This is a genomic window from Bacillus cereus group sp. BfR-BA-01349 (assembly GCF_022663795.1).
In the GTDB taxonomy this organism is placed as follows: Bacteria; Bacillota; Bacilli; order Bacillales; family Bacillaceae_G; genus Bacillus_A; species Bacillus_A cereus.
Window position 1 is genome coordinate 167352 of record NZ_JAKUGE010000003.1, and the last position, 24684, is coordinate 192035.

A 24684-nucleotide genomic window follows, 5' to 3' on the forward strand; every position below is an offset into this window, starting at 1 on the left:
TTGTAAAAGTGTCAGGAAACGAATGTGCTCATTCGTATATATAATGAATAAAGAATAGGATAAAGAGTGGTGATAAGGGTGAAGGATATAGAAATAGTAGAAGGTCTTCGGAAACAAGATATGTTAGCATTACATACAGCAATTGATCGATATGGAGATTTAATTTATAAGGTAGTTCATAGTATTTTAGATACTGCACAGAGTAAGGTGTTAGTGGATGAATGTGTTGACGATATTTTATTAATCGTTTGGTACAACATTAGTAGTTATGATGAAAATCGTGGGAAGTTTAGAAACTGGCTTATATCTGTCGCTAGGTTTAAGGCCATCGATTATAAACGAAAAAGTAATAAGTCTTATCAATTACAAGAGTTTCAGCAAGAAATATATGAAGATAGAAAAAATGTCAATTTAACAAAAGAAGAGCGAGATTATAATTTTTACGTTTTAATTAAAGAATTGAATGAAGAAGATAAGAAAATTTTTATAAAAAGGTATTTAGATGAATATAGCGTACAAGAAATAGCGCTTGAATTCGGTATGACACGAGATACGGTATATAGTAGGCTTTCAAGAGGGAGAAAGAAATTGAAGAAGCTGCTGGGGGGGAAAAGGAATGAATAAAGAAAAGTTACTTCAGGAATTAAATAACTTACAGTATAGCGATAATTGTGTAGATGATTATAGAAATGATGAGAAAATAGATAAAAAGAAAATAGATCGTACAAAAGAAGTTGTAACAAAAACAATTTTAATGAAACGTTGTTATGAGGTTGTACAAGAAGAGTTACAGGGAAGCGAAGAGATTTTATATAGTATGCTTGCCGAAAATCATCGTGTGAAAAATTGGCAGACAGGCACAGCAATGACATTAGGGATAGGCGTTCTTGCAATGAACTTCGGTATTAATAATGTGTTAATCGTTACAAATAAACGGTTGTATGTGTTTTTTATGGATCGTTATTATAATGAAGTTGATTTAAAAGTATGTGTATTGAATGAAGTAGCTTATATGAAAACAATATTAGACCGTAAAGGTGGAAGTGAGTTTCTGCATATAAAGTATAAAAATGATAACGAATACGTATTATTGGGAAATGCTGATGATTACAGAGAGTTATTTCAAATAGTAGGTAGGTTGAAAATAGCGAATGGAATAGAATTGAGATTACAAGATAAGAAATTAAAGAGAAAGTTAACTTTAAAACGAAGTGTGTTCAATATAATCATGTATTTACTTGTTATATATATTATGTACAAAGCCTATGTTAATTTTATGCCATAATAGGAAAAGACGGCTTCACATATATGAAGCCGTCTTTTAATTAACCTTCTTCCCACTCTTCCTCATCAACCATAAGAAATAAGGTGCTCCAAGTACAGCAACGACAAGACCAGAAGGAATTTCTTTCGGATATGCGATTGTACGTCCAAGTAAGTCAGCAACAGAAAGAAGGATTGCTCCAAATAGTGCTGAACAAACGAATAGTCTTTGATGATTCATACCAACAATAATTCTTGCTAAGTGAGGTGCGACAAGGCCTAAAAAGGCAATTGTACCGACAGCAGCGATATTTACTGATGCAAGTAGTGTCGCTAGCACAATCAGAGCAAGACGTGTTTTATTTACTGGTTGCCCAAGTCCAGTTGCTAAATCGTCTCCAAGTACGAGAACGTCAAGTTGTTTTATTAAGAAAAAGATAATGAATACAAGAATTAGAGATGGATATAGAATGATATTTTCTAAGTGATTCCATCCTCTTGCATACGTACTGCCAGATAACCATGTTAAAGCAGCGGCAACATTCAAATTGGCTCTAACGATAAAGATTTGAATAATTGCCGAGCCAAGTGCAGAAATACCAATTCCTATTAAAGCAAGGGCTGTTGGGCTAAATCCTGATTTCCATGAAAAGAAGAGGACAATTCCTACTGCAAGTAGTCCTCCGATAAATGCACCAATTGGTAGAAAGAAACCAGGAAGTGCAGGAAAGACATACATAATAGTTAAAGCACCAACACCAGCTCCCGATGAAATACCAATAATAGAAGGATCGGCAAGTGGATTTCGTAATATACCTTGGAAAACAAGCCCACTTATTGCAAGGCATGCGCCAGCAATAGCAGCCACGAGCATTCTTGGTAAACGAAGATTCATCATCATATTTTTGTCAAATAGTGTTAATTGACCTGATATAACATTTGTAATACTTTCGATATAAGCGTTACTACCGATTGTAACACCAAGAGCAATCGTCACAATACAAAGTGTGATAGATATAATGATTACCTTTTTATAAGAGTAATAGCGGGAACTAGCTCCAGCTGCATTCGCACCGTTATCATTCATATATTGTTTCGACTTCATCATTCGGTACACTAAGTAAATAAGCCAAGGAGATCCAATCATTGCTGTGACTGCCCCAACAGGAAGTTCTGCACCGGTTGGATCTATTAATCTACCGACAACATCTGCTCCAAGTAATAATACTGCCCCCCATAAGAAAGAAGAGAGAAGAAGAGTAAAGTGTTGACGGTATCCGATAAGGCGCATTAAATGAGGCGCAACTAAGCCGACAAATCCAATTGGTCCAACAACAGTAACAATTACTGCTGTTAAAAAGATTGCAGCAATGAAGGCGATAAGACGTGTTACTGCTGTTTTTTCACCAAGAGAAACAGCAACATCATCACCAAGTAAGAGAATGTTGAGTTTACGAGACATAAATAGTAAAACTAGGAAAGAAATAATGATAAATGGAAAAGCAAATTGAACGCCATCCCAGTTATTTTGAATAAGAGAGCCAGCTCCCCATAAAAATAAACCAGCTGTTTCATTTTCATAGAAAAGCTGCATCGTTCCGGTAAAGGCAGAGAGCATTAATGTAACGACCATACCAGCTAATGCCATTCTAAGTGGGGTTCCCTTTTTTCCACCAGAAATACGGTATACAAATAAAGCAGTAATAGCACCGCCGATAAATGTGAACAGAAGAGAATTAATTTGTAAACCTTTCGGTAAGAAAATTGTAGCCGCTACTAGAAAGAAATATGCGCCAGAGTGAATACCCATTGTACTGGATTCAGCAAGTGGATTTTTCGTTAACGTTTGTAAAATAACCCCTGATGCAGCAAGAGCGCCTCCAGCTAAAATGGCAATTACAGCTCTAGGTAATCGAAGCATGATTAAAGTTTGATGTTCTAGCGATTGGTTCGGTGAGATAAGAGCATCAATAATCATACTATAGGAAATGTTTGCTTGACCTTGTCCGATATGAATAAAGAAAAGGAGGAGCAAGAGAGCTGCTCCTCCTCCGAATACAAGACTTGCTCGAAGTGTGTGTTGTAAGCTATTCATCGTGTAATCACTTCTTCGCTGTCATTACATCTGCTACTTGTGTTGCTAAAGATGTTGCAGACTCAGGACCACCGAAAATCCAAGTATCGCCTTTTAATTTATACATTTTGTTTTCTTTTTTGAACTTTAATTCTTCCCAAGCAGGGTTGCCTTTTAGTTGCGTGTCAAAAATGTTATCTTCATCCGCTACAATGTAAATGAAGTTTGAATCTTGTACACTTTGTAATGATTCTACAGTTGTTTGTTTGAAACCATCTGGCTCAGATTTTCCTGCTTCAAAAGTATTTGTTAAACCTAATTTTTTTGTAACTTGTAAAGCTAAAGAATTGTCAGTTAAGATACGGAATGTTGGTACGTTTTTAGCAGTAAATGCTTGTGCCATTGCGATGTTTTTATCTTTTAAGTCTGCTTTCTCAATTTTTGCTTTTGCATCAGCTAATACTTTTTTACCTTCTTCTTCTTTTCCAACTGCTTTTGAAATTTGTTTAAATGTTTCTGTCATTTCAGCAAAGTGATCGTTATTACTTGTTGATGGATCAAACATAACTGTTGGTGCAATTTGCTCTAATTCATTTTTAATTGCTTTACCACGGAATGAAGCTGTGATAATTAAGTCTGGTTTTAAACGGCTAATTTCTTCTAAGTTTGGTTGTTGACGTGTCCCTACATCTACAACATCTTTACTCGGTTTTGTTTTTGTATTTACCCATTTATTATAATTCTTAATGTCTGCCATCCCTACTGGCTGAACACCAAGTGCTAATAAGTCTTCTGAATATACCCACTCAAGTACAACTACTTTTTTCGCTGGTTTATCTAACTTCGTTTCCCCTTCAGCGTGTTTAATTGTTATAGCTTGATTTTTATTGTCCGCTTTTGTTTCTTTTTTCTCCTCTTTTTGCTGTCCGCATCCAACAGCGAATAGAAGAACTACTATAAAAATACTGATAATTTTCTTCATCTTCTGCCCCCAAATTAAGTGTTTTTTGTAACTAGTACCATGAGTGAAAATGGTTATCAATTACAACACCCAAATCATACTATGAGGGTATTTTAATTGTCAATATATTTTTAAAATTTCGACGAAAAACAACAAATTATATGAATTTATATATATTATAGTCGTTATTTATCCCGCTATTTGCCCGGCCGTAAGATTCATATCTCAAAATTTGGGTGGAGCAAAGAAGTTAGGTGGGAGTCGGGCTGATTAAAGTTTCACTTTATGGAGAGTAAGTCTCTTTACTAAAAATATTGGCGAATGTGGAAAGTTAAAATGGGAACTTGGCTGTGTACGAAAGTGTAATGTGTATGGTTAATAATCTGTGGAGATGGGGCGAAAGTACAAGCAAAAGGAGAGTGAATCGCATGTAATAATTACTAGAATGTATGGAGGAAATCTGTGTTTTATCCCCGACTAGGCAAAGTATTTCTTTGTTATTTAGATAGTTGTTTTTTTAGTTGGTGATTGCACTAGAAAGATCGAATATAAAGGAAGTGATCAACATGTCTTCATGGAGCAATAACATAAATGGATATTGTGGGTGTAATAATCAAAATGGTGTACATGTTGATTCATGCTGTTTTAGTTGCGATGGGACAGTGCCTAAGGTTGGTCCAACCGGTCCGACGGGAGCAACAGGCTCAACAGGTCCAACGGGAGCGACAGGAATAACAGGAGCAACGGGAGCGACAGGTTTAACAGGTCCAACGGGAGCGACAGGTTCAACAGGCCCAACAGGAGCGACAGGTTCAACGGGAGCGACAGGTTCAACAGGCCCAACCGGAGCGATAGGTTCAACAGGCCCAACGGGAGCGACAGGTTCAACGGGAGCGACAGGAATAACAGGATCAACGGGTTTAACAGGTCCAACGGGAGCGACAGGAATAACAGGATCAACGGGTTCAACAGGTCCAACAGGATCGACGGGTCCAACCGGAGCGACAGGCCCAACCGGAGCGACAGGTACAAGTATCACGGCGACATATGCATTTGCAAATAATACGTCAGGAACAGCGATATCAGTACTTCTAGGTGGAACGAATGTCCCGCTTCCGAATAATCAAAATATCGGTCCAGGTATTACGGTTTCCGGGGGAAATACAGTATTTACGGTTGCAAATGCTGGAAATTACTATATTTCATATTCGATTAATATAACGGCTTCATTATTAGTTAGTTCACGGATTACAATCAATGGAGCACCACTTGCTGGGACGATTAATTCTCCTGCTGTAGCGACCACATCATTTAGCGCAACAATCATTACAACTCTTGCAGCAGGAGATGCTATTAGCTTGCAATTATTTGGTTTGTTAGCTGTCGCAACATTATCAACAACTACTCCAGGAGCAGTGTTAACGATAATAAGATTAAGTTAAACTATAACTCTCTTACTCTTTTAAGATTAAGAGAGTTTCTACATATAATAAGAAGTTAATGAAGTAAAGCATAGTTATACAAAAGTCAGAATATTATGATTGTAATACTATGGTGACTATAATATAATGAAAATAACCATCATGAATGAACATTCATTTATTTTTATGTATTTGAAGGTGGAAAAACCATGGTTGAAAAGTTATCCAGAGGAAATTCCGAGTACGATTTCTTATGATATTCAGCCGCTTCATAGATATGTAGAACAGATGGCTTCTCGCTACCCAGAAAAGAAAGCGCTTCACTTTTTAGGGAAGGATATTACGTTTTCGGACTTCCATGATAAGGTGAAGAGGTTTGCAAATTATCTTCAAAAGCTCGGTGTGGAAAAGGGTGATCGAGTTGCTATTATGTTGCCGAATTGTCCGCAAGCTGTAATTGGTTATTACGGTACATTACTTGCGGGAGGTATCGTAGTACAAACAAATCCACTGTATACAGAGAGAGAATTAGAATATCAGCTTCATGACTCGGGAGCGAAAGTAATTCTTTGTCTCGATTTAGTGTTTCCAAGAGTAACGAATGTTCAATCTGCTACAAAAATTGAGCATATTATCGTAACTCGCATTGCGGACTTTTTACCATTCCCTAAAAATCTATTGTATCCATTTGTGCAGAAAAAACAGTCAAATTTAGTTGTGAAAGTATCAGAGAGTGAAACGATTCATCTTTGGAATTCAGTAGAAAAAGAAGTGAATACGGATGTTGAGGAGCCTTGTGATCCTGAAAAAGATCTAGCTCTTTTACAGTACACAGGAGGAACAACCGGATTTCCGAAAGGCGTTATGTTAACGCATAAAAACCTCGTCTCTAACACGTTAATGGGAGTTCAATGGTTATATAATTGCAAAGAAGGAGAAGAAGTCGTTCTTGGGGTTCTTCCATTTTTCCACGTGTACGGCATGACGGCTGTTATGAATTTGAGTGTTATGCAAGGATACAAAATGGTCCTTATTCCAAAGTTTGATATGAAAATGGTTTTTGAAGCGATTAAGAAGCATAAAGTGACACTATTTCCAGGGGCACCAACTATTTATATCGCTCTTTTAAATAGCCCACTTTTAAAAGAATACGATATTTCTTCTATTCGTGCTTGTATTAGTGGATCAGCACCACTCCCAGTAGAAGTACAGGAAAAGTTCGAAACAGTTACAGGTGGTAAACTAGTAGAGGGATATGGTTTAACAGAATCCTCTCCGGTTACACATAGTAATTTTTTATGGGAAAAGCGAGTGCCAGGTAGCATTGGAGTTCCGTGGCCAGATACAGAAGCGATCATTATGTCACTTGAAACTGGTGAGGCATTACCGCCAGGAGAAATAGGGGAAATTGTAGTGAAAGGTCCTCAAATTATGAAAGGATACTGGAATAAGCCAGAGGAAACAGCGGCTGTATTGCAAGATGGCTGGCTCCATACAGGTGATGTTGGCTACATGGATGAAGATGGATTCTTCTATGTAAAAGATCGCAAGAAAGATATGATTGTCGCGAGTGGATTTAATGTGTATCCTCGTGAAGTTGAAGAAGTATTATATGAGCATGAAAAAGTGCAAGAAGTAGTGACAATTGGAGTTCCAGATCCGTACCGAGGAGAGACAGTTAAAGCATTTGTTGTGTTAAAAGAAGGTACGGAGTGCTCTGAGGAAGAATTAAATCAGTTTGCACGTAAATATTTAGCGGCTTATAAAGTGCCGAAAGTATATGAGTTTAGAGATGAATTGCCAAAAACGACAGTAGGGAAAATTTTACGCCGTGTTCTAATAGATGAAGAGAAGAGAAAGAATGAGGATGAGCAAACGGGATAAGGCCCTTTCTTTTTGAAAAAATAGGATTGACACTTTTCTAAATAGTCAGTATTATAAGAATATGAATGACTATTCATTCAGTCATCTTCTTGAAGGGGACAGTAAAGTGAAGAAAAATAGACCGAAATACAATCAAATTATTGATGCGGCAGTTATTGTGATTGCGGAGAATGGGTACCACCAAGCGCAAGTTTCTAAAATCGCAAAGCAAGCTGGGGTAGCTGATGGCACGATTTATTTATATTTTAAAAATAAAGAAGATATATTAATATCCTTATTCCAAGAGAAGATGGGAGAATTTGTCGAAACAATTCGTCAAAAAACAGCAGGAATTGAAAGCGCTGTATCGAAGTTATTCATGTTGGTAGAAACGCACTTCTTGCTGTTGTCGCAAAATGATTCTCTTGCTATCGTTACGCAATTAGAGCTGAGGCAGTCCAATCAAGACTTGCGCCTTAAAATAAATGAAGTATTAAAAGGCTACTTACAAGTTATGGATGAGATTTTAGAGACTGGTATAAAACAAGGTGAATTTCAAGCAGATTTAAATGTTCGCGTGGCAAGACAAATGATCTTTGGAACAGTAGATGAAGTTGTGACCAATTGGGTAATGAGCGATCATAAGTATGATCTGGTCGCACTTTCAAAAACGGTACACGGGCTACTTATTGCAGCTTGTGGTTATCGTCAATAATGGGAGGGATCATGTTGAAATTCCTATCTGTAAGAGTTGAAGATCATATCGCGGTGGCGACGTTAAATCACGCACCAGCGAATGCGATGTCTTCACAAGTTATGCATGACGTTACTGAATTAATTGATCAAGTGGAAAAGGATGATAACATTCGTGTTGTTGTTATTCACGGTGAAGGACGTTTCTTCTCAGCGGGAGCAGATATTAAAGAATTTACATCTGTTACTGAAGCGAAACAAGCAACAGAATTAGCACAGCTTGGACAAGTTACGTTTGAGCGTGTTGAAAAATGTTCAAAACCAGTTATTGCGGCAATTCATGGAGCGGCACTGGGCGGCGGCCTTGAGTTTGCTATGTCTTGCCACATGCGCTTTGCAACTGAAAGTGCAAAACTTGGTTTACCTGAATTAACACTTGGATTAATTCCTGGCTTTGCAGGTACACAGCGCTTACCACGTTATGTTGGGAAAGCGAAAGCTTGTGAAATGATGTTAACAAGTACACCAATTACTGGTGCAGAAGCATTAAAGTGGGGACTTGTTAACGGATTGTTCTCTGAAGAATCTCTTTTAGATGATACGCTTAAAGTTGCAAAACAAATTGCTGGAAAAAGTCCAGCAACAACTCGTGCTGTACTAGAGTTATTGCAAACGACAAAATCGTCTCATTACTATGAAGGTGTACAACGTGAATCACAGATTTTTGGTGAAGTATTTACAAGTGAAGATGGAAGAGAAGGTGTAGCTGCATTTTTAGAAAAGCGTAAACCTTCATTTAGTGGCAGGTAGTTCAATTATTTTTTTAATATAAATTAACAGAAAATTAAAATTGATAGAATCTTTCTGAAAAACAAGGGGGTAAATGGAATGAACATCTACGTACTCATGAAACGAACATTTGATACAGAAGAAAAAATCGTAATTAAAAACGGTGCAATTTACGATGGCGAAGCGGAATTCATCATCAACCCTTACGATGAATATGCAATTGAAGAAGCAATTCAAGTAAGAGACGCACAAGGTGGAGAAGTTACAGTTGTAACAGTCGGTGGCGAAGATAGTGAGAAAGAACTTCGTACTGCATTAGCAATGGGCTGTGATAAAGCCGTATTAATTAATATTGAAGATGATGTAGAAAATGGTGACCAGTTCACGACAGCAAAAGTGCTTGCTGAATATTTAAAAGATAAAGATGCAGATTTAATTTTAGGTGGAAACGTTGCAATTGATGGTGCATCTGGACAAGTAGGACCACGCGTAGCTGAAGCGTTAAATATTCCATATGTAACGACAATTACAAAACTTGAAATTGACGGTACATATGTGAAGATTGAGCGTGATGTTGAAGGTGATACAGAAGTGATTGCAACTTCATTACCAGTTTTAGTAACAGCACAGCAAGGTTTAAATGAACCGCGTTATCCATCGCTTCCAGGTATTATGAAAGCGAAGAAAAAGCCGCTAGAAGAATTAGAATTAGATGATTTAGATTTAGAAGAAGATGATGTGGAAGCAAAAACAAAAACAATTGAAATCTATTTGCCTCCTAAGAAAGATGCAGGAAAAGTGTTACAAGGCGAGCTGCAAGATCAAGTAAAAGAACTTGTATCGTTGCTCCATACAGAAGCGAAAGTAATCTAATAAAATACGAAATTATATATGCAGGAGGGAAAATCTATGGCTCGTAAAGTATTAGTAATGGGTGAAGTTCGTGATGGATCGCTACGTAACGTTTCTTTTGAAGCGGTAGCAGCAGCAAAAACAATTGCAGAAGGCGGTGAAGTAGTAGGTCTTCTAATTGGAGACAGCGTTGCCTCTTTTGCAAATGAATTGATTCATTACGGTGCAGATCGCGTTGTGACAGTTGAAAATGATAAATTAAAATCATATACATCTGATGGTTATGCACAAGCGTTTTTAGCTGTACATGCTGAAGAAAATCCAGAAGGTATTGTCTTTGGACATACAGCACTTGGTAAAGATTTATCACCAAAATTAGCAGCGAAGCTTGAAGCTGGTTTAGTTTCTGACGTAACTGCTTTAGAGGTTGAAGGTGGAAATGTTATCTTCACTCGTCCAATTTATTCTGGGAAAGCATTCGAGAAGAAGATTGTAACAGACGGCATCTTATTTGTGACAGTGCGTCCAAATAACATTGCAACTCTGGAAAAAGATGAGTCTCGCAGCGGTGACGTATCTTCTATTACAGTTGATGTGAAAGATTTACGTACAATCATTCAAGATGTTGTCCGTAAAACAGCAGAAGGTGTGGATCTTTCTGAAGCAAAAGTTATTATCGCTGGCGGACGCGGTGTGAAGAGTGAAGAAGGCTTTAAACCATTAAAAGAGTTAGCAGACGTACTAGGCGGCGCTGTTGGGGCATCTCGTGGTGCTTGTGACGCTGAATACTGTGATTACTCATTACAAATTGGTCAAACTGGTAAAGTTGTTACGCCAGACTTATACATTGCATGTGGTATTTCTGGTGCGATTCAGCATTTAGCAGGTATGTCTAACTCAAAAATAATCGTTGCGATTAATAAAGATCCAGAAGCAAGTATCTTTAAAGTAGCTGACTATGGTATTGTCGGTGACTTATTCGAAGTTGTACCTCTTTTAACAGAAGAGTTTAAAAAGTTAAAAGTACATTCATGATTTAAGTACCCTTGAGTTCCAAGTGAAGTACCCCTATATATAGAAAAAGGTGAGAGATCCCCTGTCTCTCATCTTTTTAGTATTTAATCCGTATTTTTATATAGTATAAAGGAACATTTTTTTGTTACAATACATAACGATACATATTATTCGCCACGTATATAAGTTAATGATATACTCTTGGTCGAATATACTTGAAGGAGGAAATAAAATGGCAATTGTAAACGCAAATGACCAAAGCTTCGCAGCTGAAACTAGCGAAGGTGTTGTATTATTAGATTTCTGGGCACCTTGGTGTGGACCTTGTAAAATGATCGCTCCTGTATTAGAGGAAATTGATGCAGAACTAGGCGAAAAAGTAAAAGTAGTAAAAGTAGACGTTGATGAAAACCAAGAAACTGCTCGTCAATTCGAAGTAATGAGCATTCCAGCTCTTTTCGTATTAAAAGACGGTAAAGTAGTTGATCAAGCGTTAGGTTACAAACCGAAAGAAGCGTTAGTAGAATTAGTTTCTAAACACTTCTAAAATAAAAAAGCTACCATTTGGTAGCTTTTTTTATTTTCTTTTTTACAGTCTTTCCGTTACAATAAAAGAACGTATGTTGGGTGTTTGGGCATAGTATGTTTTCAAGGGAAAATAAAAATGCTAAGTATGTAGAAATGGAGGGAGACGAGTGCACGAACATTTGAAAGAGAAGTTGGCTATTTTACCAGATCAACCTGGTTGTTATTTAATGAAAGATAAGCAAGGAACGGTTATATATGTCGGAAAGGCAAAAGTGCTTAAAAATCGTGTGCGCTCGTACTTTACTGGTTCACATGATGGGAAAACACTGCGGCTTGTAGGAGAAATTGTTGATTTTGAATATATTGTAACCTCTTCGAATTTAGAAGCACTTATTTTAGAGTTAAATCTAATTAAAAAATATGATCCGAAATATAATATTCAATTAAAAGATGATAAAACATATCCTTTTATTAAAATTACGGCGGAGAAGCAACCGCGCTTACTCATTACTCGAAACGTAAAAAAGGATAAAGGGAAATATTTTGGTCCTTATCCAAATGCACAATCTGCTCATGAAACGAAAAAACTGCTAGATCGTATGTATCCACTTCGGAAATGCACGAATATGCCAGATAAAGTTTGTTTGTATTATCATATGGGTCAATGTTTAGCACCTTGTGTGAAAGAAGTGACGGAAGAACAAAATAAAGAAATTGTAGATGAAATTATTAAGTTTTTAAATGGTGGACATAAAGAAGTTCGTTCAGAACTAGAAATAAAAATGTATGAGGCTTCAGAGAAACTAGAGTTTGAACGTGCAAAAGAGTTGCGTGATCAAATTGCTCATATTGATGCGATTATGGAAAAACAAAAGATGATTATGAGTGATTTAGTGGATCGTGATGTGTTTGGATATGCAGTGGATAAAGGATGGATGTGTGTTCAAGTTTTCTTCGTTCGAAAAGGAAAGCTAATTGAACGTGATGTTTCTATGTTTCCAATCTACGATGAACCAGAAGAGGGTTTTTTAACGTTTATCGGCCAATTTTATGAAAACAGTAGTCATTTTAAGCCGAAGGAAATTGTCGTTCCAGGAAGTATAGACTCGGAATTAGTAGAGCGCTTTTTAGAAGTGGAAGCGACGCAGCCGAAACGTGGTAAGAAAAAAGACCTTGTAGAATTGGCAAATAAAAATGCGAAGATTGCTCTTGAAGAGAAGTTTTACTTAATTGAACGTGATGAAGAACGAACGATTAAAGCGGTAGATCATTTAGGGAAGCAGCTTGGGATTGAAACGCCATATCGTATTGAAGCGTTTGATAACTCAAATATTCAAGGAACAAATCCCGTTTCTGCAATGATTGCTTTTATCGATGGGAAACCGGCGAAGAAAGAGTATCGGAAATATAAAATTAAAACGGTTCAAGGACCAGATGATTATGAGTCTATGAGAGAAGTTGTGAGGCGCCGTTATACAAGGGCGCTTAAAGAAAATTCACCTTTACCTGATTTGATTATTATTGATGGAGGAAAAGGCCATCTAGCGGCTGCAAGTGATATTTTAGAGAATGAGCTCGGATTATATATTCCGATGGCAGGTCTTGTAAAAGATGATAAACATAAAACCTCCCATTTAATTATTGGGGATCCACCGGAACCTGTGATACTTGAGAGAAATAGCCAAGAATTTTATTTGTTGCAGCGTATTCAAGATGAGGTGCATCGATTTGCGATTACATTCCATCGTCAATTACATGGGAAATCTGTCATTCAATCAGCATTGGATGATATTCCAGGAATCGGTGATAAACGGAAAAAGGTATTGTTAAAACATTTTGGTTCATTAAAGAAGATGAAAGAAGCTTCTATAGAGGAATTTGTCGAAGCGGGTATGCCGAAAAATGTCGCGGAGACGATTTATACGTATTTAACAGATAAGAAGACGTTGTAGTTTACAACGTCTTCTGTTTTTTGGTATAATTTCTGAAGATTTAAAATAAACTCATCTGAATGAAAATACAAAAAAGTCAACTAAACTGATATGTCTAGTTGACTGTAGGTAATGCTTACACTTCAATGAGATCTTTTATATCCCATTTTACAAGAAATGTAATAGAGTCAGAACGTTTTTTCTTTTCTTCGTATGACTCCGCAACGACGTTCCGTTGCTTTTGGATTTGTTCAGCGATGAATCCGGCTTCTAGTTGATAAGAAGAATGTCGTTTTTGTTTTTGACGTTCTGCGATGAGTGTGCCTTTAAGTTGGAACTGCATTTCACGACGCTTATGTTCAACAATGCTTAAAGTGCCCCAGCCAGCCTTTTCAAAGAACTGAATGACTTCTTCAATTGTTTCTAGCGGATATTTTCTTGCAAGGTTTCTACCAGACCAGTATAAAATACCATCTAAATCGTTGCCGATTAAATCAGGTAGTAATTCTTCACGTAGCAATTCATAAGCGAAGGCGTTCAATGAAACATCTTCTAAAGATGTTGTATCGATTGTATTTTTACTCACAATATTCCCCTCTTTCTATAGGGATTATTATATAACATTTCACATTTATAAAAACAGATTTTTCTTTAGGAAAATCTGAATATATAAGAAGAAAAAAAGAATTGGCAAATTATATGCAAATTATGTATACGTTTTCTTGACGCTTCGACAAAAATAGGAGTAAAATGAACTTGGTATCAAATTATGCTGAAATATTTCGAATAATTTTTTCAGTTTTTCTTATGCCAATAGTGAAAAAACATTATTGTCATAAACTAATCTGAAAACAGCAGTCAAACATTCAAGGGGGGTAATGGGGACATGAAAGGCCGCGAGTATACGTTTCGTAAGTGGCACTCATTAATGGGGGTCATCCCGGTTGGTGTCTTTTTGACGCAACATTTAATTGTAAACAACTTTGCAACACGAGGAGCAGAGGCTTTTAACAAAGCTGCAGGCTTTATGGAGCTCCTTCCATTCCGGTATGCGCTAGAAATTTTCATCATCTTTTTACCGATACTGTACCATGCTATATATGGCTTATATATTGCATTTACAGCTAAGAACAATGCGGTTTCTTACGGTTATTTCCGTAACTGGATGTTCGTTTTCCAAAGAATTTCAGGTATCGTTACGCTGATCTTCATTTCTTGGCACGTCTGGGAAACTCGTATTCAAGCAATGTTAGGTAAAGAGGTAAACTATGATATGATGGCAGATATTTTAAACAATCCAGCTATGTTTGCATTCTACTTAGTTGGTGTTGTTTCAACGATTTTCCACTTTGCAAATGGACTATGGACATTCTGCATCAGCTGGGGAATTACAGTATCTCCACGTTCACAAAGAATCTCTACTTATGTAACATTAGCTATTTTCTTAGGTTTATCTTATGTAGGTGTGAGTGCATTATTAGCGTTCATCGATCCACAGCTAGCAAACCAGTAAGGAGTGGGAGAGCATGAAAGGGAAACTTATAGTAGTCGGCGGTGGCTTGGCTGGCTTAATGGCAACGATTAAAGCGGCAGAAGCAGGAGTAAATGTTGAACTGTTTTCTTTAGTACCAGTAAAACGTTCACATTCTGTATGTGCTCAGGGCGGAATTAACGGTGCCGTAAATACGAAAGGTGAAGGGGATTCTCCATGGATCCACTTTGACGATACAATTTATGGTGGGGACTTCTTAGCGAACCAACCACCAGTTAAAGCAATGTGTGAAGCAGCACCTGGTATCATTCATTTAATGGACCGTATGGGTGTTATGTTCAACCGTACGGAAGAAGGACTTCTTGATTTCCGTCGATTTGGTGGAACGCAACATCACCGTACAGCATTTGCTGGTGCAACAACTGGACAGCAATTACTTTACGCATTAGATGAACAAGTACGTCGTCACGAAGTAGCAGGACTTGTAACGAAATATGAAGGTTGGGATTTCTTACGAGCTGTTGTTGATGATGAAGGTGTGTGCCGAGGAATCGTTGCACAAGACTTACAAACTATGGAGATTAGAAGTTTCGGAGCAGATGCCGTAATTATGGCAACAGGGGGCCCTGGTATCATTTTCGGAAAATCAACAAACTCCATTATCAATACAGGTACAGCAGCTTCTGCTGTATATCAACAAGGCGCATATTATGCAAACGGTGAGTTCATTCAAATTCACCCAACGGCAATTCCTGGAGACGATAAATTACGTCTTATGAGTGAATCTGCACGTGGTGAAGGTGGACGTGTTTGGACATATAAAGATGGTAAACCATGGTACTTCTTAGAAGAAAAATATCCGGCTTACGGAAACCTTGTACCTCGTGACATCGCGACGCGTGAAATCTTTGATGTTTGCGTAGAGCAAAAACTAGGTATTAACGGTGAAAACATGGTGTACTTAGATCTTTCTCATAAAGATCCAAAAGAACTAGATATTAAACTAGGTGGAATTATTGAAATCTATGAGAAATTTACAGGGGATGATCCTCGTAAACTACCGATGAAAATCTTCCCAGCTGTTCACTATTCAATGGGCGGACTATGGGTTGATTATAAACAGATGACAAATATTCCAGGTTTATTTGCAGCAGGTGAGTGTGATTATTCTATGCACGGTGGTAACCGTCTTGGTGCGAACTCACTATTATCAGCAATTTATGGTGGTATGGTAGCGGGACCAAACGCAATTGAATATATGAAAGGTCTTTCTAAATCATCTGATGCTGTTTCATCTACTGTATATGAGCAAAATGAATTAATCGAAACAGAGAAATTTAACAATATTTTAACGATGGATGGTAACGAAAATGCGTATGTTCTTCATAAAGAGCTTGGAGAATGGATGACAGATAACGTTACAGTAGTTCGTGAAAATAAAAAATTATTAGAAACAGATGCGAAAATTGAAGAATTAATGGCTCGTTACAAACGTATTAACATTAACGATACAGCAAGATGGAGTAACCAAGGTGCTTCATTTACACGCCAACTTGCAAATATGTTTGAGTTAGCACGTGTTATTACAATTGGCGCATATAACCGTAATGAAAGCCGTGGGGCGCATTACAAACCTGAATTCCCAAATCGTGATGATGCAAACTTCTTAAAAACTACGATGGCAAAATTTGAGGGAGAAGGAAATGCACCAGCATTCCATTACGAGGACGTTGATATTTCGTTAATTAAACCACGTAAACGTGATTATTCTTCAAAACACGATGTAGCTGCTAAGGGTGAAGAGAAGGGGGATAAACAACATGTCTGAGAAAACAATCCGCCTCATCATTACAAGACAAGACGGGCCAGATGCGCAAGCCTTTGACCAAGAGTTTGAAATTCCATATCGTCCGAATATGAATATTATCTCAGCACTTATGGAAATCCGTCGTAATCCTGTTGATTCAAAAGGGAACCAAACAACTCCGATTGCATGGGATATGAACTGCTTAGAGGAAGTATGTGGTGCATGTTCGATGGTGATTAACGGAAAACCACGTCAATCATGTACGGCACTTATCGATCAATTAGAGCAACCAATTCGCTTAAAACCGATGAAGACATTCCCGGTTGTACGTGACTTACAAGTTGATCGTAGTCGCATGTTTAATGCTCTAAAACGCGTTAAAGCGTGGATTCCAATTGATGGTACGTATGACCTAGGTCCAGGACCAAGAATGCCTGAGAAAAAGCGTCAATGGGCTTATGAGCTTTCAAAATGCATGACATGTGGTGTTTGCTTAGAATCATGTCCAAACGTAAACAGTAAGTCTGATTTTATTGGACCAGCACCGTTATCACAAGCTCGCTTATTCAACTCACATCCAACGGGTGAAATGCATAAAGCAGATCGCTTACGTGCAATTATGGGAGATGGAGGACTAGCAAACTGTGGTAACTCTCAAAACTGTGTGCAATCATGTCCGAAGGGTATTCCTTTAACAACTTCAATTGCGGCATTAAACCGTGATACAACAATTCAATCGTTCAAAGATTTCTTTGGTAGCGATAATAACTATTAATAAATATTGCCTCTTCATATCGAAGAGGCAATATTTATAACTATATTTTTCTGTTTATTCTGTTTATTTTAAGGTGAAAAGGAGAGATAACAATGAAGAGGATTTCTTATATTGAAGACTTTGAGCAATGGGAAAGTGGTTTTTCGTTTTACAACCCTGTAAAGGTTCGTTTTGGTGAAGTAGATATGTTTGGACATGTAAATAATGTCGTTGCTTTTACTTATTTTGAAGAAGCTCGTATTGCGTTGTTTAAAGAACTTGGATTTATGCAAGAGTGGACACATGCATCATCAGAAACGATGATCGTTGTTGCGGATTTACAATGTAATTTTATTAAGCAAATATATTTTGATGAACAGCTGAAGGTGTATGTAAAGGCAGGATCGGTCGGGAATTCTTCTTTAGATTTACATTATATGGTGAAGAATGCAGCAGGAGAGGTTTGTTTAGTAGGTCGTGGAATGATGGTTCAAGCGTCGAAAAAAACAGGAAGAGGCGAACCATGGCCTGAAGAATGGAAGAAGAAATTAATACAATAACAGAGTGAAAGAAAAATAAGAGAGCAATTTGCTCTCTTATTTTTTGTCTTCCATCGCTTCTTCTAATGTTAAGTGATGTTTATATAGGTATGTAGCGTATGGATTACCAACGTAGCGTAAGTGCCATGGTTCATATGCATATTCTGTTGTATCTGTTTTATCTTCTAAGTAACGAATGACAAAGCCGAATTCATGAGCGTGTTCTGCGACCCATTTTCCTTCTGCTGTCTCCCCGAAGATAGGCTCTAATTGAAATTTAGCTGATTTTGAACTAATATCCATTGCTAAACCCGTTTGGTGTTCACTTGTACCAGGAATTGCGCTTACCGAATTAGCTTCGGCTTTTCCTTGACGTCTAACGTATGTATCATGCAACGATTTTTGGCGTTTGTATGAACGATAACCAGATACAGCTGTAAGATCAAGCCCTTCTTTTTTCGCAGCTTTAAACATGTTTTCAAGTGCCTCTGCAGCATCTTTTCGCAGCAATGTTTTTTCTTTATCTTTTGGACTAATAAATGGTACATTGGGTCTCGTTAAGTCTTCAGGAATGTATCCATCTGGTAGTTTTCGATGTTTATTAATTAAGACAAGATTAGATTTTGGATTTGTTACAACTGAAAAGTCATTGTCTATTTTCTTTGCATTATGATCAGCTTTTGGAAAAGCAGGAATCTCTTCTTTTTTATGGTTAGTATGCTTTTGACTTTCGACAGCTTTTGCTTCATGATGTAGTGGTGTTTTAGAACCAAAGTAAGCGAAAGATGTGATCCCGATTACAATAGTAGTGGCAGAAATAATTATTATCTTTTTCATGATGCCTTGTAATCACAGTCCCTTCTTAATAGAATGTGTAATGTTTTTTTATTATAAATCTAGTTTGTTGGAAAAGGAATATAAGAGTCATAACGTAATAGAAATGCAAAGAAAATGTCAGAAAATGTGTGAATTTGTAGTATTTTTTTATATAATTCATTTCTTATCTTTCATGAAATGCATTTTTTATGTAATATATATACATAAGAAGATATAGCGATTATCGAGAATAGAGAACTTCTTGTATAGACTAGGAGTGAATGGGAATGGATTTTGCAACAATTATTGGACTTATTTTAGGATTTGTAGCAGTGGTAGTAGGGATGGTCGTCAAGGGCGCTGACATAACAGCCTTATTAAATCCTGCCGCAGCATTAATTATTTTTATCGGTACATTTGCTGCAGTATGTATTGCATTTCCGATGAATCAACTAAAAAGGGTTCCAAAACTATTTAAAGTTCTTTTTGGTTCAAATAAAAAGGATTTAAGTTATGAACAGTTGCTAGAATTATTTGTTCATTGGACATCTGAAAGTAGAAAATACGGTATTTTGTCTTTAGAGCAACAATTAGACAAAATTCAAGATGAATTTCTTTTGCGCGGTATGAAATTTGTGATTGATGGTGTATCCGCAGAAGATTTAGAGCAGATTTTGGAATCTGAATTAGAGGCAATTGAAGAAAGACATGCAAAGGGAGCTGCTATTTTTTCACAAGCTGGTACGTATGCACCGACATTAGGAGTTTTGGGTGCTGTTATCGGTCTTGTAGCTGCGCTTGGTAACTTAACTGATATTGAAAAGTTAGGTCATGCTATTTCGGGTGCGTTTATTGCAACGATTTTTGGTATTTTTTCCGGTTATGTATTATGGCATCCATTTGCAAATAAGTTAAAGCAAAAATCTTCAGCTGAAATTGAGAAAAAACGTTTAATCATTGATTGTTTATTAATGTTACAAGAAGGTACATATCCGTTTATTATGAAGAACCGTATTTTAGGTGCACTTTCTGCAACCGAGCGTAAAAAGCTAGAAAAAGGAGCAGAAAAAAATGCGGAGTAAGAAAAATAGAAGAGGTAAAAAGAAAAAACATGATGAGCATATCGATGAAACATGGTTAATTCCATATTCTGATATGTTAACGTTGTTATTTGCATTGTTTATCGTTTTATTCGCAATGAGTAGTATAGATGCTGCGAAGTTTAAACAGATGGCAGTTGCTTTTCGAAGTGAATTAGCTGGGGGAACAGGCAACAAAGAATTTTTAAGTGATCAAAAGCCAAATGATGAAAAAGAATTATCAGCAAGTAGCCTTGAGGCAGAACAAGCAAAAAAACAAGAAGAAGCTAGAGCTAAAGAAAAAAAAGAGATGGATGAATTGAAAGCATTACAAAAAAAGATTGATCAATATATTAATGAAAAACAATTATCCTCTTCTTTTCAAACTAAATTAACTGAAAAGGGATTAATGGTGATAATATTAGAAAATATACTGTTTGATTCGGGGAAAGCAGATGTGAAATTAGAATCTTTAGGGATTGCAAAAGAGATGTCTAGCTTACTTGTTTCAGCGTCACCTCGTGAAATTACAGTATCGGGTCATACGGATAATGTCCCTATTGCCAATGCGCAGTTTGCGTCGAATTGGGAATTAAGTACGCAGCGGGCAGTTAATTTTATGCAAGTATTACTGCAAAATAAAGAATTACAACCAGAAAAATTTAGTGCGATTGGATACGGAGAATACCGTTCAATTGCTCCAAACGATACGCAAGAAGGAAAGGCAAAGAATAGACGTGTGGAAGTATTTATCTTGCCTTTAACAGAGAAAGTAAAATAAAAGAGGATGGCATTCGCCATCCTCTTTTATTTTACATCAAATGATTTTAAGTTGTCGCGACGGATTTTATCTTTTTCTGCATCTGATTTTTTGAAATCATAATCATATAAAGCGCCTTCCCAATCACCATACATTGGATTCGGGAAAATAATGAATTTCTCACCAAATTGTGCTTTTGAATCTTCTACTGTTTGGTTACGATCTTTTACAGATTTTCCATCAAAACCTGTGAAATCAGACAAGTTATCACCGAAGAATAAGACAATATCATGGGTTTGAGAAACGAGTTCACGGCGTTTTTCTTTCCCTTTTTCTTTCGGATCTTGTAGTAATATATGTTCTTTCGTTGCTTGAGGAGCACCTACACGCTCAAGATTTTTAATTGTTGCATCTAGTTGATTCGTTTTACGATTTGAGACGTAGTAAATATCTACACCTTTAGACTCTGTATATTTTAAGAAATCAATTGCGCCTGGAAGGGCTTCAGCCTCAGCTTTGTTAATCCAATCATCCCATTTGTAAGGATAGCCTTTGCCTGTTTTTACGCTCATTGCTTGATTTAGACGAAACTGTTATCTAAAACAGTTTCGTCTAAATCAAGCACGATAGCAGGTTTTTTCTCTGTCCCTTTTGCAAGAATTGCATCAAGCTTTAATTGACCAATGTTGTACCCTTGGTAGTAAAGTGCTTTCGTTTCACCGGCTGTTTGATACCATAAATCAGCCATTAATTGTTGTTCTGTTAATTTTACTTTCTCTTCTTTCGCCACTGTTTTCTCTGGTGTTCCTGAACATGCTACAAGTGATGTAGATAGAACCGCTACAGATAATAAAGTGGTAATGCCCCTCTTCATCTTCATATGTATCCTCCTTGATGTTAGAAAATCATTTTATATTATATATTAAAATATAATATTTTTATATGAACATTTGCATATTGTCTTTTATATATATAGTAGTATGTCCTATATTAGAAAGATGAGCAAAATAATAATAGTTGTTTTGACAAGTTTTATTGTCGTAATGACAATTATAATTGACAAAAAGAACTTTGTTATTTACAATTTTAACTAAATAGAACAAATGATGGATTCATGATGATGTTTACATATAGGAGGATGAAGCGTGGTGCTATATTTTGTCTTGAATAAACATAGTCTTTGAAAGAGAGTACGAATGATACTAAAGGGGAGGCTTTATACTTGAGTTTACAAATTCAAAACTTAACGAAACAATTTGGGGAATCAAAAGCAGTTAACGGTTTGCAAATTTCGTTACCAAAAGGTGAAGTACTAGGGTTACTTGGACGAAATGGTGCAGGGAAAACAACAACAATCAAAATGCTTCTCGGATTATTAACGCCTAATGAAGGTTCGATTACATGGGATGGAAAAGCATTTGGAAATAGTGGTGTAACAATTGGATATTTACCAGAAGAAAGAGGTTTATATACAAAAAGTAGAGTAATAGATCAGCTGCGATATTTTGGTAGATTAGAAGGAATGTCGAAGAAAGAAGTGGATCACGCTATTGATCACTGGTTAGAGCGTTTAGCGATACCAGAATATAAATTTAAAACGGCTGGAGAGCTTTCAAAAGGGAATCAGCAAAAAATCCAATTAATTGCTGCTCTTCTTCATAATCCTGAACTTCTCATTTTAGATGAACCATTTAGTGGACTGGATCCAGTTAATGCTGGAATGTTAGCTAGCATTATTGAAGAACAAGTACAGAGCGGAAAGACGATTATTTTATCTAGTCATCGTATGGAACAAGTAGAGGCTTTTTGCCAACATGTATGTATTTTGAAAAAAGGCGAAGCAGTCGTAAAAGGCCAGTTAAGTGATATTAAAAAAGAGTACGGTTTCCGTAATTTAACGATTGAAGATACAGAAGAGAATGCGAAGGGATTAGAAGCTATTCATGTATCCTATGAAAAACAACAAGGTCTTCTTTATGTGCAAGTACAAGATGATGCAGAAGCTCTAAAGATTTTACAACAGTTGCAAGAACAAGGTGTTACCTTACGACAATTTAAAATGTTAGAGCCGACGTTAAACGAAATCTTTGTAGAGAGGGCGAAATAACGATGCGTAAATTTTCTCACGTATTTTCATTTTATTTTAGGGAAGCATTTTTATCTAAAAAATCATTAATTACGAGTGCGATTTTATTTTTAGTTGTGTTTGGGATTTTTGCATTTAATCATTTTACTTCAGGCGATGATAAAAATAAGGATAAAGATAAAATTGCAGTTGTAGTAGAGAGTTCCACATATAAAGTACAAAAAGATGAGCTAAATAAGCTATTGCCATCAGCAAAAATAACAATTGGTTCAAAGGATGATTTTGATAAACTGCATAAGCAAGTAGAAGAAGGCGATTTAGATGGTCTATTCCATGTGACGGAAAAGGATGGGGCTCCATCGATTACATATATGTATAATGGATTTCCAAGCCAAGCAACTTCTGCAATTATGGCAGGATATTTAAAGCAACAATATACGATGGTGACGATTGCCAAAAATAATGTTTCACCAGAAATTGCACAGCAATTACAAACAGAAATTCAAGTAAAGCAAGAAGCGATAAAAGATCGTACATCTTCTTTCGGAATTGCCTATTTCTTTACATTTGCTTTATATATGTTTATTGTAGCGTTCGGAAATACAATCGCAATGAATATTGCATCTGAAAAGGCGTCACGTGTAATGGAAGTAATGCTTCCGAAAGTGAAGCCTCTTACGATGATGTATGCGAAAATTTTAGCGGTTGTTTCAACGGCGTTATTACAACTTGTCATATTGGCGTGTGGTTATCTTATTCCATATTTGTTAGGTTGGGTCGATTTAGAAAGTGCCTCACTATTTGGTATTCCAATTGACTTTACGAAATTAGATGCAAAGGTTATCAGCATGTTTCTTGTTTATTTCATTACGGGATATTTACTTTATGCGATGATGTATGCTGCTGCTGGAGCTGTCGTGTCTAAGACGGAGGATTTACAAGCTGTATCTTTCCCGGTAATGATTTTAATTATGGCTGCATTCTTTATTAGTATTAAATCATTAAGTGATCCGAATAGTACTATCGTCGTTGTAAGTTCTTACATTCCATTCTTTACACCGATGGTTACCTTCTCACGTATTGTAGCTGGTGAAGCAGGTATGCTAGAAATTACGATAACATTAGCAGTCTTATTGGCGACAATTGCGGTATTAAATGCTGTTACAAGCCGCATTTACGTAAACGGCGTAATGAATTACTCAGATAAAGTGAAATTTAAAGATTTAGCGAAATTTATAAAGCGTCAATAATGAGAGAAAAGCGTGATTTCTTATTGAAATCATGCTTTTTCTTTATGTATAAATTAAAAATAGTATATAATGATAAGAGTCGTCTTTTAATAGAATGAATAAAAAGGAGGGTGTGCAGATGGGGATTAGTAGTCGTTTTACAGTAGGTGTTCATATGCTGACATTACTTGCGATAGATCGAAACTCTCGCTGTACCTCTGAATGGATTGCCGGTAGTGTGAATACAAATCCAGTTGTGATTCGTCGCATTACAGGAATGTTGAAGAGAGCAGGACTTGTTGATGTACAAGCTGGTAAAGGTGGTACGACACTTGCTCGAGATTTAGAAGAAATTACATTACTTGATGTATATAAAGCAGTGGAAGTTGTAGAAGAAGGACAGCTATTTTCCTTCCATGAAAATCCCAACATTGAATGTCCAGTAGGAGCTAATATTCAATCAGTATTAGAAATTATTTTAATGCAAGCGCAAGAAGCGATGGAAAACGTACTTGCAAATGTAACGGTAGATCAATTAGTTACAAATTTAAAGTCTAAAATGAAAGAATAAAAAAAGCGAGCTTCCTCATAATGAGGGTGGTATTATCCCCTATAGGTAGACAGTAAAAAAAGAGTCCATCTGATATGATGGACTCAATACTGTTTTATCTGGAGGGGATTTTTTTATGGCAAGAAAAGGACAATCATTTCAAAAATATACAGAAGAACTAAA

23 protein-coding genes and 1 pseudogene are annotated in these 24684 nt (G+C 36.6%); 19 read left to right on the top strand and 5 right to left on the bottom strand.

Annotation, left to right across the window (positions count from 1 at the left end; genetic code table 11):
* Positions 1-120: 120 nt before the first annotated feature.
* Positions 121-624 carry a sigma-70 family RNA polymerase sigma factor gene (locus MR169_RS03600; protein WP_206702468.1) on the top strand — a complete coding sequence of 168 codons (504 nt, stop codon included), beginning with the start codon at positions 121-123 and terminating at the stop codon, positions 622-624.
* The gene (locus MR169_RS03605; protein ID WP_001031129.1) at positions 617-1285 is read left to right on the top strand and encodes a hypothetical protein; all 669 of its coding nucleotides are present in this window, start codon (positions 617-619) and stop codon (positions 1283-1285) included. The genes MR169_RS03600 and MR169_RS03605 overlap by 8 nt, the downstream gene beginning before the upstream one ends.
* Before the next feature lie 36 nt (positions 1286-1321).
* On the opposite strand, the gene fhuB is transcribed toward MR169_RS03605, so the two are convergent.
* Positions 1322-3358: a Fe(3+)-hydroxamate ABC transporter permease FhuB gene (fhuB, locus tag MR169_RS03610; protein WP_001087098.1), complete on the bottom strand. Its 2037-nt coding sequence runs from the start codon at positions 3356-3358 to the stop codon at positions 1322-1324.
* 7 nt (positions 3359-3365) lie between these two features.
* Positions 3366-4319, bottom strand: a complete 954-nt coding sequence (locus MR169_RS03615; RefSeq protein ID WP_242318904.1) for an ABC transporter substrate-binding protein — start codon at positions 4317-4319, stop codon at positions 3366-3368.
* 545 nt (positions 4320-4864) lie between these two features.
* Here MR169_RS03615 and MR169_RS03620 point away from each other — a divergent pair.
* From MR169_RS03620 to uvrC, 8 genes are all read left to right on the top strand, one after another.
* Positions 4865-5740 (top strand): BclA C-terminal domain-containing protein, encoded by an 876-nt coding sequence (locus MR169_RS03620; protein ID WP_242318905.1) that lies wholly within the window; start codon positions 4865-4867, stop codon positions 5738-5740.
* A 177-nt stretch (positions 5741-5917) separates the two neighbouring features.
* Positions 5918-7603: a long-chain-fatty-acid--CoA ligase gene (locus MR169_RS03625; RefSeq protein WP_016118686.1), complete on the top strand. Its 1686-nt coding sequence runs from the start codon at positions 5918-5920 to the stop codon at positions 7601-7603.
* A 106-nt stretch (positions 7604-7709) separates the two neighbouring features.
* Positions 7710-8297, top strand: coding sequence for a TetR/AcrR family transcriptional regulator (locus MR169_RS03630; protein ID WP_481746812.1), 588 nt, complete (start codon positions 7710-7712; stop codon positions 8295-8297).
* 11 nt (positions 8298-8308) lie between these two features.
* Positions 8309-9085 (top strand): enoyl-CoA hydratase, encoded by a 777-nt coding sequence (locus MR169_RS03635; RefSeq protein WP_000911292.1) that lies wholly within the window; start codon positions 8309-8311, stop codon positions 9083-9085.
* Positions 9086-9163: 78 nt separating this feature from the next.
* Positions 9164-9937: an electron transfer flavoprotein subunit beta/FixA family protein gene (gene etfB / locus MR169_RS03640; RefSeq protein ID WP_242318908.1), complete on the top strand. Its 774-nt coding sequence runs from the start codon at positions 9164-9166 to the stop codon at positions 9935-9937.
* A gap of 36 nt (positions 9938-9973) precedes the next feature.
* The gene (etfA, locus tag MR169_RS03645) at positions 9974-10951 is read left to right on the top strand and encodes an electron transfer flavoprotein subunit alpha (protein WP_000101947.1); all 978 of its coding nucleotides are present in this window, start codon (positions 9974-9976) and stop codon (positions 10949-10951) included.
* A 211-nt stretch (positions 10952-11162) separates the two neighbouring features.
* Positions 11163-11477, top strand: coding sequence for a thioredoxin (gene trxA / locus MR169_RS03650; RefSeq protein ID WP_001018943.1), 315 nt, complete (start codon positions 11163-11165; stop codon positions 11475-11477).
* 148 nt (positions 11478-11625) lie between these two features.
* Complete coding sequence (gene uvrC, locus MR169_RS03655; protein ID WP_000544295.1) at positions 11626-13410, top strand: excinuclease ABC subunit C; 1785 nt, start codon at positions 11626-11628, stop codon at positions 13408-13410.
* A 115-nt stretch (positions 13411-13525) separates the two neighbouring features.
* Here the strand turns inward: uvrC and MR169_RS03660 are convergent, their stop codons facing one another.
* On the bottom strand, positions 13526-13975 hold the full coding sequence (locus MR169_RS03660; protein ID WP_000042226.1) for a YslB family protein: 450 nt from the start codon (positions 13973-13975) through the stop codon (positions 13526-13528).
* Between the two features lie 300 nt (positions 13976-14275).
* Here MR169_RS03660 and sdhC point away from each other — a divergent pair, with 300 nt between their 5' ends.
* The 4 genes from sdhC to MR169_RS03680 all read left to right on the top strand — a co-directional run bounded on the left by sdhC (position 14276) and on the right by MR169_RS03680 (position 18002).
* Positions 14276-14902: a succinate dehydrogenase cytochrome B558 gene (gene sdhC / locus MR169_RS03665; RefSeq protein ID WP_000678354.1), complete on the top strand. Its 627-nt coding sequence runs from the start codon at positions 14276-14278 to the stop codon at positions 14900-14902.
* Positions 14903-14915: 13 nt separating this feature from the next.
* A complete protein-coding gene (gene sdhA, locus MR169_RS03670; RefSeq protein WP_000676750.1) occupies positions 14916-16709 on the top strand; it encodes a succinate dehydrogenase flavoprotein subunit in 1794 nt (597 codons plus the stop codon).
* Positions 16702-17463, top strand: coding sequence for a succinate dehydrogenase iron-sulfur subunit (gene sdhB, locus MR169_RS03675; RefSeq protein ID WP_001291827.1), 762 nt, complete (start codon positions 16702-16704; stop codon positions 17461-17463). The genes sdhA and sdhB overlap by 8 nt, the downstream gene beginning before the upstream one ends.
* Before the next feature lie 92 nt (positions 17464-17555).
* Positions 17556-18002, top strand: a complete 447-nt coding sequence (locus MR169_RS03680) for an acyl-CoA thioesterase (RefSeq protein ID WP_000822733.1) — start codon at positions 17556-17558, stop codon at positions 18000-18002.
* Between the two features lie 36 nt (positions 18003-18038).
* Here the strand turns inward: MR169_RS03680 and MR169_RS03685 are convergent, their stop codons facing one another.
* Complete coding sequence (locus MR169_RS03685) at positions 18039-18818, bottom strand: M15 family metallopeptidase (RefSeq protein WP_044796503.1); 780 nt, start codon at positions 18816-18818, stop codon at positions 18039-18041.
* Positions 18819-19084: 266 nt separating this feature from the next.
* Between MR169_RS03685 and motA the strand changes: the two genes are divergently transcribed.
* Complete coding sequence (motA, locus tag MR169_RS03690; RefSeq protein ID WP_000344853.1) at positions 19085-19879, top strand: flagellar motor stator protein MotA; 795 nt, start codon at positions 19085-19087, stop codon at positions 19877-19879.
* Positions 19869-20657, top strand: a complete 789-nt coding sequence (motB, locus tag MR169_RS03695) for a flagellar motor protein MotB (protein WP_242318909.1) — start codon at positions 19869-19871, stop codon at positions 20655-20657. The genes motA and motB overlap by 11 nt, the downstream gene beginning before the upstream one ends.
* A 26-nt stretch (positions 20658-20683) precedes the next feature.
* Here motB and MR169_RS03700 read toward each other — a convergent pair.
* Positions 20684-21516: pseudogene (locus tag MR169_RS03700) on the bottom strand (5'-nucleotidase, lipoprotein e(P4) family).
* 342 nt (positions 21517-21858) lie between these two features.
* On the opposite strand from MR169_RS03700, the gene MR169_RS03705 reads away from it, so the two are divergent.
* The 3 genes from MR169_RS03705 (at position 21859) to MR169_RS03715 (ending at position 24522) form a co-directional block, all read left to right on the top strand.
* Positions 21859-22743: an ABC transporter ATP-binding protein gene (locus MR169_RS03705; RefSeq protein WP_044796506.1), complete on the top strand. Its 885-nt coding sequence runs from the start codon at positions 21859-21861 to the stop codon at positions 22741-22743.
* A 2-nt stretch (positions 22744-22745) separates the two neighbouring features.
* A complete protein-coding gene (locus MR169_RS03710; RefSeq protein WP_016118684.1) occupies positions 22746-23972 on the top strand; it encodes an ABC transporter permease in 1227 nt (408 codons plus the stop codon).
* A 118-nt stretch (positions 23973-24090) separates the two neighbouring features.
* Positions 24091-24522 (top strand): Rrf2 family transcriptional regulator, encoded by a 432-nt coding sequence (locus tag MR169_RS03715; RefSeq protein ID WP_000512998.1) that lies wholly within the window; start codon positions 24091-24093, stop codon positions 24520-24522.
* Positions 24523-24684: the final 162 nt, after the last annotated feature.